At 37.0% G+C, this 11,952-nt stretch carries 12 protein-coding genes; 6 read left to right on the top strand and 6 right to left on the bottom strand.

The features are described 5' to 3' along the window. Window positions 1-130: 130 nt before the first annotated feature. Window positions 131-559, top strand: a complete 429-nt coding sequence (locus KDJ85_RS00310) for a TOBE domain-containing protein (RefSeq protein WP_225817907.1) — start codon at window positions 131-133, stop codon at window positions 557-559. A 41-nt stretch (window positions 560-600) separates the two neighbouring features. On the opposite strand, the gene KDJ85_RS00315 is transcribed toward KDJ85_RS00310, so the two are convergent. Beyond that, a complete protein-coding gene (locus KDJ85_RS00315; RefSeq protein ID WP_225817909.1) occupies window positions 601-1,281 on the bottom strand; it encodes a Crp/Fnr family transcriptional regulator in 681 nt (226 codons plus the stop codon). Window positions 1,282-1,414: 133 nt separating this feature from the next. Between KDJ85_RS00315 and add the strand changes: the two genes are divergently transcribed. Beyond that, on the top strand, window positions 1,415-2,443 hold the full coding sequence (gene add, locus KDJ85_RS00320) for an adenosine deaminase (protein ID WP_225817910.1): 1,029 nt from the start codon (window positions 1,415-1,417) through the stop codon (window positions 2,441-2,443). Between the two features lie 50 nt (window positions 2,444-2,493). Here the strand turns inward: add and KDJ85_RS00325 are convergent, their stop codons facing one another. Next, window positions 2,494-2,937, bottom strand: coding sequence for a hypothetical protein (locus KDJ85_RS00325; RefSeq protein ID WP_225817911.1), 444 nt, complete (start codon window positions 2,935-2,937; stop codon window positions 2,494-2,496). A 178-nt stretch (window positions 2,938-3,115) separates the two neighbouring features. Here KDJ85_RS00325 and KDJ85_RS00330 point away from each other — a divergent pair, with 178 nt between their 5' ends. Then, window positions 3,116-3,682 carry an NAD(P)H-dependent oxidoreductase gene (locus tag KDJ85_RS00330; RefSeq protein WP_225817913.1) on the top strand — a complete coding sequence of 189 codons (567 nt, stop codon included), beginning with the start codon at window positions 3,116-3,118 and terminating at the stop codon, window positions 3,680-3,682. A 215-nt stretch (window positions 3,683-3,897) separates the two neighbouring features. After that, on the top strand, window positions 3,898-4,188 hold the full coding sequence (locus tag KDJ85_RS00335) for a putative quinol monooxygenase (RefSeq protein WP_225817914.1): 291 nt from the start codon (window positions 3,898-3,900) through the stop codon (window positions 4,186-4,188). A 187-nt stretch (window positions 4,189-4,375) separates the two neighbouring features. Here the strand turns inward: KDJ85_RS00335 and KDJ85_RS00340 are convergent, their stop codons facing one another. Beyond that, window positions 4,376-4,954, bottom strand: a complete 579-nt coding sequence (locus KDJ85_RS00340) for an NAD(P)H-dependent oxidoreductase (protein ID WP_206086698.1) — start codon at window positions 4,952-4,954, stop codon at window positions 4,376-4,378. A gap of 375 nt (window positions 4,955-5,329) precedes the next feature. Between KDJ85_RS00340 and dkgB the strand changes: the two genes are divergently transcribed. Further along, window positions 5,330-6,133, top strand: a complete 804-nt coding sequence (gene dkgB, locus KDJ85_RS00345) for a 2,5-didehydrogluconate reductase DkgB (RefSeq protein ID WP_225817916.1) — start codon at window positions 5,330-5,332, stop codon at window positions 6,131-6,133. Between the two features lie 33 nt (window positions 6,134-6,166). On the opposite strand, the gene yafC is transcribed toward dkgB, so the two are convergent. The 3 genes from yafC to KDJ85_RS00360 all read right to left on the bottom strand — a co-directional run bounded on the left by yafC (window position 6,167) and on the right by KDJ85_RS00360 (window position 8,274). Continuing rightward, window positions 6,167-7,066, bottom strand: a complete 900-nt coding sequence (gene yafC, locus KDJ85_RS00350) for a DNA-binding transcriptional regulator YafC (protein ID WP_225817918.1) — start codon at window positions 7,064-7,066, stop codon at window positions 6,167-6,169. Window positions 7,067-7,186: 120 nt separating this feature from the next. Next, a complete protein-coding gene (locus tag KDJ85_RS00355) occupies window positions 7,187-7,741 on the bottom strand; it encodes a TetR/AcrR family transcriptional regulator (RefSeq protein ID WP_225817919.1) in 555 nt (184 codons plus the stop codon). Beyond that, window positions 7,738-8,274: a dihydrofolate reductase family protein gene (locus KDJ85_RS00360; protein WP_225817921.1), complete on the bottom strand. Its 537-nt coding sequence runs from the start codon at window positions 8,272-8,274 to the stop codon at window positions 7,738-7,740. The genes KDJ85_RS00355 and KDJ85_RS00360 overlap by 4 nt, the downstream gene beginning before the upstream one ends. A 630-nt stretch (window positions 8,275-8,904) precedes the next feature. On the opposite strand from KDJ85_RS00360, the gene fdnG reads away from it, so the two are divergent. Further along, window positions 8,905-11,952 (top strand): formate dehydrogenase-N subunit alpha, encoded by a 3,048-nt coding sequence (gene fdnG, locus KDJ85_RS00365; protein ID WP_225817922.1) that lies wholly within the window; start codon window positions 8,905-8,907, stop codon window positions 11,950-11,952.

Genomic DNA, 11,952 nt, shown 5'->3' on the forward strand with positions numbered 1-11,952 from the left:
ATAATTATGTATTAATATCATAGAAATGTTGTCATGATTTACGGTATTTTGGTTACCACAGTTGGGAAAATTTAGTGTTAAAGCCTTACTATTCGAATAATGAGTCATTAATAATCAAGAAGGGCGTAATATGACTATTTCTGCAAGAAATCAACTTATCGGTGTTGTTGAGTCTGTTGTTGTTGGGGCAATTAATGATGAAGTCATTTTAGATTTGGGCAACGGAGAAAGCATTGCCGCAATCATTACTAAAAACAGTACTAAACAGTTAGGGTTAGAAAAAGGTAAACAAGCCGTTGCGGTCATTAAAGCGCCGTGGGTTGTCCTTGTTTCCGATGCACAAGAGTACCAGTTTTCAGCACGTAACCAATTTTATGGCAAAGTAGAATCTGTTGAAAAAGGTAGTGTAAACTCTGTCGTTAACTTAAAAACGGACGCGGGAACATTATTGTCAGCTGTGGTAACGAATAATAGTACCGTTGAAATGGCGCTAGCAGTCGGCAGTAAAGTCACGGCAATTATTAAAGCTTCAGCGGTTATTCTAGCCACTAAAAAGTAATGGCTACCGTATTAGATTAAGGCTGCCTCTGGTGGCTTTTTTTACTTTTGATATGAACTTAAGAGTAGCGCAGTATTTAAAATTTTTATTTGCTTACCTTTTAGTTCAATTATCTTGTCTTTGATTAATTTAGATAGTGTTCGATTTAATTGCCTTACAGAGACCCCTAGCATAGCAGCTAAAGATTCTCTATTCTCTAATTTAAAATTAACACCATATTGTTTTTCTACAAAAGATAGGTAGCGCCTTAATTTGTACTCTACTGAATAGGACGCACTTGAATGTAATTGTGATGCGTTATAGAGCTTTTTACTGAGCTGCTGGCAGATAAACTGCAAAAATAATGGTGAATTAATTTCCTTTTTTCGAATTATAGATAAAGGAATTGCGAGTAAGTCTGCATCTGTAACAGCTTGAATTGTATTATAGATCCTATCATGCTCATCACCATTTTGGAAAAGCTCTAAATCACCAAGAATAGAAAATGCATTTTCAAATGAAAAAACAACCTTATTTCCATTAGTTTCATAGCGTTCCACTTGTAATTTTCCTTTAACAAGAAAATACAGGTGGCTAATTTGGCTATCTTGAAAGATTAAGTACTCTTTAGCCTTTATATGGATAAGCTTTGATGTTTTGAGCGTTTCATCAGAAATTATTTTACTTAATTGATGTTCAGTAATAAAGTCTGCACGTTTTATAGTGGGGCTTATCGTTATCATTTTAGTGGCTGCTAATATTTCAAATAATGGTTAAATTATACTCAGAACACCTTACTTAAAAAAGGACATTTGTCCTTTTTTAAGTAAGGTGGAGGCTGTTAGTTTATTTAAAAATAACTTTCAGAGCATGATAATGAAAACACTTTTAGAAGTTTCAAATGTATTTAACCAAAGCATAAAAACTGCCATTAATCTTATGCCAAAGGTGGAATTACATGTGCACCTAGATACGTGCTTACGCTTTTCTTATGTGAAACAGGTGCTTCCAGCGCTAACGTTTAATGAGTTCAAACAAGAATTTATTGCGCCCACAAAATGTGAAGATCTTGGCGATTTTCTACGTTGTATTGAACCGCAACTTAATATTTTACAGACAAAATCGGCTATTTCTCTGGCGGTTGATGACTTATTTGAGCAATTAAAAATGGATAATGTCATTTACGTAGAAATTCGGTTTGCTCCTTTATTACATATTAAGCAAGGTCTTATGGCTAGGGAGGTTGTCGAAACCACGTTAGATGCTATGAAATTGGCAACTAAAAAGTATGGAATAGAAGCTGGTTTAATTCTATGTACATTGAGACATTTTACGGCTTCTCAAAGCCTGGAAACGGCAAAATTAGTTGTAGAATATCAATATTGTGGCGTTGTGGCTTTAGATATAGCGGCAGATGAGGCGCGTTATTCATTAGATAACCATGAATTTGCATTTAATTATGTGAGGGAAAATGGTGGTAATGTTATCGCGCATGCGGGGGAAGCATTGGGCTATGAGAGTGTCATTGAGACTTTGGAAAAATTAAAGGTTTCTCGTATTGGTCATGGGGTTAGAAGTATTGAAAATCCAAATACGATTAAAAAAATCAAGGAGCTAAATGTACTATTAGAGATTTGTCCAAGTTGTAATTTGGTATGCAATGTATTTGATAGTATTGAGCATCACCCTGTTAATAAGTTAAAGAGGCTAGGCGTCAAATTAAATATTAATACTGATGCACGGACAGTTGCAGATGTCACACTGAATAAAGAATATCAATTGTTGCATGATATCTTTGATTGGAGTATTTCAGATTTTGTTCAGTGTAATGTGAATGCATTGAGTGCAAGCTTTATCGATGATAAGAAAAAAGAACTTTTAATTCATAAAGTATTACAATATTAAAATCGAAGAGAGAGAAGGAAATGACTATTCATCCTTCTTCTCTATAATTATTAATTATAAGTAATCCCTTTTAAATTCCAATGGTGAGTCAGCTCTCTTATAATTAACAAGAAAGCACTAAATTCACTATCATGGGGTAAATTTGTTGAATGTATAGGGCTACCATTAATAACATTCACAAGTTCATTAAATGCTGACTCTATTTTTTCTGTAGTTAGAAAACTACCATGCGTATTTGTTTTTTCTAGCCATAAACTTAATTTTATATTATGGGTATATAGGTAAGTTTCACCGTCAGGAAGCTGCCTTTTTACTGGAATAATAGCATTTTCAATATGTTCAATCGCTACCTCTGCTTCATAAGCTGTAATAGGAGAGTGTTGGAAGCTAAAACCATTAAAATTTTTAATACCAATCGGTAAACTTATTTTAGTTGCTAAGTAAGATAATAAGGTTTCTCTGTCTTTAATATCCAATTGAATATGATTTTTCATTACAGCCTCATTCTATATGATGATTTTATCATGCTACGCTGGTTAGTTTTCTCTGTACAGTACTCCAACAGTTTTTGCGTTTTATCATAATTACTAATCTATAATAAGTTACAATGAAATAGTCGAAAAAAGAGAGACCTACTGTATTATTTAAACTTTATTATAAGGATGGAATTTTATGGTAACAATTATTTATGCGCACCCATGGGACGGTAGCTTTTGTCATTTTTTACTCGAGACAATAGAAAAAGAGTTAATGGCCAAAAAGAAAAAGTTTCAGATTATTGATTTACATATAGATAACTTTAATCCTGTTTTAACAGAGGCTGAACTTGCATTATATGCGAAAGGGAACTTTATTGATCCTTTAGTGGAAAAATATCAAAGGATACTTAAAGCCAGTTGTGAGGTAATTGTTATTTTCCCTGTTTGGTGGATGGGAATGCCTGCTATTTTAAAAGGTTTCTTTGATAAAGTGATGTTAAATGGTTTTGCTTGGTACTATAACGAACAACAACAAAAGCTTTTACCACTGTTAGATATCAACAAAACGACCATTGTGACGACATCTGAAGAGCCAACTGACTTTATAGTCAAAGAAGGTGATCCTGTTCATGATGCTATTTTCCACTGTATGACAGCGGTAGGGCTTAAGAATGGACAGTGGATGAACTGTGATCGCGTTACCCAAGGAGGTGATGAGCATCGCTTAGCCTTTATTGCATCATTGTTGGATGAAATTTAGCGTATAGCGATCAGTGTGAAATAAACAAAATATAATGTAATTATAAAATTAATTGTATTATATTTTTAAATTACGCTTTTTTTGCAATATAACAATATTATTAAAATTAGAAATGTGTTTTCTGAATTATAGAATAATAAAACCTGAATTCTAATTTTGAGTTATGTTATAAATAGAGGAGTTAAAATTATCTACTTTTATAACAGGGTGAGTTTATGTCGGAAATAAGAATTGTTGCAACGATAATTGCAAAAGATAATGAAGTCGAGTTTGTAAAATTAGCAACTAAATCTCTTGTTGAGCCAAGCAATAGAGATGAAGGTTGCCTTCTGTATGAATTACATCAAGATAATGCTAATCCCAATACGTTTATTTTCTTTGAGATATGGAAGGATCAACAATCACTAGATAAACATAATGCTACGCAACACTTACAAGATATTATTAAGAAAATAGAAGATAAAATCGATCTGCTAGATGTGAAATTAATAAGTAAAATTGCATAAAATTAATTTATATTATTCCAAATAATAAAAAAGGAATACGTTGTATACGCTAAATCATTCGAGTTGCATGTAGGCGAAAAGTGAAGATAGACCGATGAGCATACACCTGTATGTGATTCGACTATCTGAATGCACTCAACACCCATGCAGCTTGAAGGGTGACGCATATATTCCTTTTTTAAATTAACTATTTAAAAATCGCAGTGAGATGCGTTTTGTAATCATTGATATATTTTTCAATATTGGGTTCTTTGATCACGTCGTTAACCATAAAGGTTGGGAACTTTTTCAATCCGAGGAATTGTTGTGATTTATGAAATGCAAAATAAACACCATCGACACCACGACCATCAAAAAAGTTATCAAATTCATCAAATGCATCGACGGGAGCATTCCAAGTCACTGAAAGCATATATTTTCTACCATGAAGCAGGCCACCAGTGCCGTATTGCTTATTTGGATCTTGGCGAGTACGGCCATCGTTTGCATATAAGTGACCGTGGCCGAGGGTATAAACGTCATCCATATATTTTTTTACCATCCACGGCATCATCATCCACCAACCAGGCATTTGGTAAATGATTGTATCTGCCCAAAGAAATTTTTTAACTTCGTTTTCGATATCGTAACCTGATTCAATATGAGTTTCCTGGATAGTATGTCCTAACTCACTTAAACAGGTTTTGGCGACATCATGTAAAGTACGATTAAGTTGTCCTGCTGAGTGAGCGAATGTCTGTCCACCATTGAGAAGAAGAATTTTCATTTGTCTACCTTGTTTGCTAATTACTAAGTTGCATTTAGGCTAACAAACTAAAATAAAGATGAAAAGTAGGCTAACTAAACGATATTTTATGTTTTTTTAGTTTTATTATCTGATTTAATGGTGAGGTTAAATGAATTTAAGTAAAAGATTTTAAGGAAGGCCACTTTTATAGTTAAAGCTATTTTCTGCAGGGATTATTGATTTTTTAGCAAAAGTCTATTGAGATTATGGCTATTTTCGTCAGTGTTATTACAGCGTATTCTCTGTGATATTCAATTGTCGCCACAATCATTGACTAGTATGCAGTCAATAAATATGGCGAAAAAATAATTATCAGTAAAGTTTAATGTGAACGAATTTAAGAGAGATAACATAATGACTATTCCTGTGATCGGCGTTGGTACATTCCGTTTAAAAGATGATGTGGTAATTGCTTCAGTTAAAAATGCATTAGATGTCGGTTATCGTGCCATCGATACTGCGCAAATTTATGAAAATGAAGCAGCGGTTGGGCAAGCTATAGCCGAAAGTGGTATTTCGCGTGATGAACTTTATATTACGACAAAAATTTGGATTGAGAATTTAAGCAAAGATAAGCTCATTCCAAGTTTGAAAAAAAGTTTAAGTGATTTACAAACAGACTATGTAGATTTAACACTGGTGCATTGGCCGTCTCCAAATGATGCTGTTTCTGTTGAAGAATTTATGCAAGCTTTGTTGGAAGCAAAAAAACAAGGGTTAACACGTGAAATCGGTATTTCTAATTTTACCATTCCGTTAATGGAAAAAGCGATTGCGGCAGTCGGTGTAGAAAATATTGCGACAAATCAAATCGAACTATCACCTTATCTGCAAAACAAAAAAGTCGTTGAATGGGCAAAACAACACAATATCCATATTACCTCTTATATGACATTAGCTTATGGTAAAGCATTAAACGATGAGACTATTGTGCGAATTGCACAGAAGCACAGTGCAACGCCAGCTCAAGTTATTTTAGCGTGGGCGATTGGGGAAGGGTACTCAGTTATTCCATCATCAACAAAGCGTGAGAATTTATTAAGCAATTTACAAGCAACCCAATTACAGTTAGATAGTGAAGATAAAGCCGCTATTGCAAAATTAGATTGCCATGATCGTTTAGTTAGCCCTGAAGGCTTAGCTCCAAACTGGGACTAATTAACTACTTATATGCACAGAAGCCATAAAAAATTATGGCTTCTGAATTTCTGCAAGATATTGAGTTAAGCTATCAATAAAAACGCGGATACGCTGGCTGACAACGCGGTCACTGTAATAAACGGCATGGAATGGCAAAGGAACAGGCTGTAAGTCTTCTTTTAATACTTCGACAAATTGGCCATTTTGAATATCCTTATTCACCATAAAGTCAGACAAGCACGCAATTCCATTTCCCGCTAAGCAAAGCTGCCTTAGCGTTTCTCCACTATTTGATGATATCCCTTCCGTGACTTCCATTAATTGCCCATCAACATTTTTAACTGGCCACATATTTAATGATGCGGGTTCCGTAAAGGTTAAACATGTATGGTTCAAAAGCGCTTGAGGGTATTTGGGTTCACCATGTTGTTCAAGGTAATTTGGAGATGCGATTATCTTGCGGTAACTATTAAATAATGGACGGGCGCGTAAACTGGAGTCGGTGAGTTGCCCAGCTCGTATTGCAACATCGACCTTCCGTTCGATTAAATTAACAAAGGTTTCTGATGACACTAACGACAAATGAATATCGGGATATTGTTGACGAAAAACAGAAACAAAGGGGATTAATATATGCAATACAATCGGTGTTGCAGCATCAATTCGTAATAGGCCTTTTGGGGAAGCTTGCGTTTCGTGTAATTCATTTTCTGCTGCTTGCATTTCTTGCAAGATAACTTTCATACGCTGAAAATAAAGTTCGCCCTCGGCGGTTAGGTCAATTTGCCTTGTGGTACGATTAAGCAAATTGACACCCAATTTTTCTTCCAGTTTTTTGACGATTCTACTCACCGCTGAATTTGCTAAATTCAGTTTATCAGCTGCTTTACTAAAACTTTTTTGTTCTACCACTTCAATAAATACTCGGGCTTCTTCTGATGTTGCTCTCATAATAATTTTATTAGCCAATAAGATGATAGAAAAGATAGCCGCTATAGTAGCAAAATGTTATTTATTTGACTATTTTCAACATAATAATTAGCCCCTTATGCTCAGTAAAATCATTCTGTTTTAGATATTGTTTAAGAGCATTTTTAATGCATCAGTATAATTTCCTTTAGCTTGGTCATAAATAAGCTGATCATTGGTTGCTGTTGCTAAAGCTTCGCCGTGAGTATAGTCAATTAAGATGTGCCCCCATTGGATTGCTTGTTGTGTTGATAATCCGAACTCCGTTAATAACTGGATTAGCTCCTTGGTTATGCGAGAGGCTTGCTCAGGAAATAACTTAGGTGTGCTAAATATTGCTAACGTAATTTGCGGGTATTGAATGACTTTTTCGCGATATCTAAGCAAAAGGTTTTCTATTTTGGGGTAAGTGCCTTTTATATCTGCAATAGTAACATCATGATAAAGCGTGTTACCAATAGCTTTAATTAATGCATTTTTATCAGAAAAATAGTGGTAAATAGCCATCGGTGTGATGGCCATCTCCTTGGCTATTAACCGCATGGACAGTTGCTCAATCCCTTTTTCATCTAATATCACTATTGCTTTCGCAATAATATTTTCAGTTGAGATGTTGAGTTGCTGTGATCTCGGGCGTCCAGGTTTACGTTCTGTCATTTGACTATCTCATAATGAGATTGAATAAACCCTGAAGGGAAGCTTTGAGTATTTAAATGTTTTAGGCAAATATCATGGGATAGAGGGCCAAATAAAGAATGTCCTTCACCTAATAAAATAGGAATTTTAGTGATAATAAGGTCGTGAATTAGCCCTTGTTTTAAAAAGGACTGAACAACTTGTCCGCCATCGATATAAACATGCTTATAGCCTTCAGTCTCTAACATTAGCATGACTTGCTCTGGACTCTGGTTTGAAAATCGTACTTTACCGATTAAATGTTCAGGTACGGGTTGTGCCGATAGCTTGGATGAAAGCACCACAATAGGTTTTTCATAGGGCCAAGGTGTGAAGTCACAAATTGTTTCGAATGTTCCTCGGCCCATGATGATAGCGTCGATGTTGTTGATAAAGCTTTCGTAGCCATGATTTTCATCAGGCAGATCCTGTTGTAAAAGCCACTCAATATCGCCATTTTTACGTGCAATATAGCCATCTAAACTGGTTGCTATGAAGACATGCCCTGTGATCATTTTGATACCCCTAAATTTAATTATACACCGTATAATAATGCAAGGATAAATAAATACTAGGTTAAATAATGCGGTTATGTATGTTTTGTTTGATGATTGACAACATACTACTCAAGCAATAATTTTCTTGTTCAGTTATTTTGTTTTCGACTCTTGTCATCAGTAGTATCGTTTTATCAATTAATATTAGTTAAAATAAACTAAAGCTAAATGTGTAGGTAGAAAGAAATAATAAGAAGATTTTATTCTTCAATTGTTTTTTTTTGACAAAAAATTAGTATTTAGAATGTAGGTAGGTATTTGTACTTATATTATTTAAAGGGTAAGAATGAGTGATATTTTAGATATTAAAGAATTATTTCTCCTAGGTTAAATGTTAATTTTATTATTTTCTTATCTTAAATTGTTATTTTTTAGGTGTCAAAAATTGCTGATTTTTCAAAATGTAACAATTGATCTAAATCAATTTAACAATAAATACTCTATTGGTAGTAATTTTAATTGTTGTTTAACTACTCAGTTAATATTAATTAAACTTTTATTTTCACTTTAATTGATTTTAGGCAATATCTAATCATATTAGGCTGCTATTCTCTCACCGATTTATACAAAAAATATAAAGAGGTAGCAATGAACGTTAGTCGCAGAAAGTTTTTTAAAATCTGTGCTGGCGGGATGGCAGGTACAACTGTAGCTGCGTTAGGTTTTATGCCTGGAATGGCAATAGCTAATGTACGTGAATATAAATTACTACGTTCTAAAGAGACGCGTAATACTTGTACTTACTGTTCTGTCGGTTGTGGATTATTAATGTATAGCATGGGCGATGGCGCCATGAATGCTAAATCCGCGATCTTCCACGTCGAAGGAGACTCCGACCACCCTGTAAACCGTGGTGCTTTATGTCCTAAAGGGGCAGGCCTGCTGGATTACATTCACAGTGAAAATCGTTTACGTTACCCAGAATATAGAGCGCCAGGCTCTGATAAATGGGAACGTATTAGCTGGGATGATGCTTTCACGCGTATTGCGCGATTAATGAAAGATGACCGCGATGCAAACTTCATTGAAAAAAATGAACAAGGAACAACAGTAAACCGTTGGTTATCCACCGGGATGTTATGTGCATCTGCTGCAAGTAACGAAACGGGAATGCTGACCCAAAAATTCGCACGATCGCTAGGTATGCTAGCGGTTGATAACCAAGCGCGTGTCTGACACGGACCAACGGTAGCAAGTCTTGCTCCAACATTTGGTCGCGGTGCGATGACCAACCACTGGGTTGATATTAAAAATGCGGATGTCGTCGTCGTAATGGGCGGTAACGCTGCGGAAGCGCATCCTGTTGGGTTCCGCTGGGCAATTGAAGCAAAAAATAATAATGATGCAACACTGATTGTTATCGATCCGCGTTTTACGCGTACCGCATCAGTCGCAGACCATTATGTGCCAATTCGTTCAGGCACCGATATTACTTTTTTATCGGGCGTTTTACTGTATCTAATTGAAAATAATAAAATCAATGCTGAATACGTTCAGAACTACACCAATGCGGCGTTAATTGTCAGAGATGATTTTGACTTTGAAGATGGCCTATTTAGTGGCTATAACGCTGACAAACGCAGTTATGACAAAACCAGCTGGAACTACAAATTTGATGAAAATGGTCACGCTCTGCGCGATGACACATTGCAAGACCCTCGTTGTGTTTGGAATTTACTTCGCAAGCACGTCTCACGCTATACGCCTGAGATGGTTGAAAAAATTTGTGGTACTTCACAAGCCGATTTCTTAAAAGTGTGTGAAATCCTCGCGACGACCAGTGCCTCTGAAAAAGCGGGTACGTTCCTGTATGCGTTAGGTTGGACCCAACATACTGTGGGTGCGCAAAACATCCGTACCATGGCGATGATCCAGTTACTGCTTGGTAATATGGGGGTTGCTGGTGGTGGTGTGAACGCATTGCGTGGCCACTCAAATATTCAAGGTCTGACAGACTTAGGCCTGTTATCCACTAGTTTGCCTGGTTACCTGACGTTACCTTCAGAAAAACATCTTACTATCGATAATTACCTGACGGCGAACACGCCAAAAGCGACATTACCGAATCAGGTGAACTACTGGAGTAATTACCCGAAATTCTTCGTCAGTTTGATGAAATCTTTCTACGGTGATTCTGCACAAGCAGATAACCAGTGGGGCTTCGATTGGTTACCTAAATGGGACCAAGCTTATGATGTGATGAAGTATTTTGACATGATGAGCCGTAACGAAGTGACGGGTTACATCTGCCAAGGCTTTAATCCAGTTGCGTCTTTCCCAGACAAAAATAAAGTGGTTAGCTGCCTAAGTAAGCTGAAATATTTAGTGGTTGTTGACCCTCTGGTCACAGAAACAGCAAATTTCTGGCAAAACCACGGTGAGATGAATGACGTCGATACCGCTTCAATCCAAACTGAAGTGTTCCGTTTACCATCAACCTGTTTTGCGGAAGAAGATGGTTCAATCGCTAACTCAGGCCGTTGGTTACAATGGCACTGGCAGGCTGCGGATGGCCCAGGTGAAGCGCGTAATGATGGGCAAATCTTAACGGGTATTTTGTACAAAATCCGTGAAATGTATGAAAAAGAGGGCGGCCAAGGCCAAGAGCCTCTGATGCAGATGAAATGGAATTACAAACAGCAATTCCACCCTGAATCAGAAGAAGTGGCGAAAGAGAACAACGGTATTGCACTGGCTGACCTCTATGATGCAGATGGCAATCTTCAGGCGAAAAAAGGCGAGTTACTCAGCTCTTTTGCATTGCTGCGCGATGATGGTACAACCGCTTCGTCTTGTTGGATTTACACGGGTTGCTGGACTGAAAAGGGCAACCAAATGGCGAATCGTGATAACAGCGACCCATCAGGTATCGGTAATACACTAGGTTGGGCATGGGCATGGCCTCTGAACCGCCGTGTGATTTATAACCGTGCATCTTGTGATACCAAAGGTAAACCATGGAATAAAGACCGTGTGCTTATTGAGTGGAACGGTAAAAAATGGGTAGGTAACGATATTCCTGACTTTAACGCTTCTGCACCAGAAGTGGGAACAGGTCCATTTATCATGCAACCTGAAGGGTTAGGACGTTTATTTGCTATCGATAAGATGGCAGAAGGGCCATTCCCTGAGCATTATGAGCCGTTTGAAACACCATTAGGTACGAATCCATTGCATCCAAATGTGGTGTCTAACCCTGCTGCGCGAATTTTTGATGAAGACAAGAAGCGTCTTGGCGATCACAAAGATTTCCCTTATGTAGGAACCACATATCGTTTGACTGAGCACTTCCATACGTGGACAAAACACGCTCGCTTAAACGCGATTGCTCAACCAGAGCAATTTGTGGAAATCAGTGAAACCTTAGCGAAAGCGAAGGGCATTGCATTGGGTGATAAAGTCAAAGTCAGCAGTAAACGTGGCTTTATCAAAGCGGTCGCTGTGGTGACACCACGATTGCAAACTCTGATGGTTGATGGCAAACCGATTGAAACGGTTGGCCTGCCAATTCACTGGGGCTTTGAAGGCGCAACGCAAAAAGGTTTCATTACCAATACGTTAACGCCATCTGTGGGCGATGCTAACTCTCAGACTCCTGAGTATAAGGCATTCTTAGTTAACATTGAGAAGGCGTAA

The organism is Providencia vermicola (assembly GCF_020381325.1).
GTDB lineage: Bacteria > Pseudomonadota > Gammaproteobacteria > Enterobacterales > Enterobacteriaceae > Providencia > Providencia vermicola.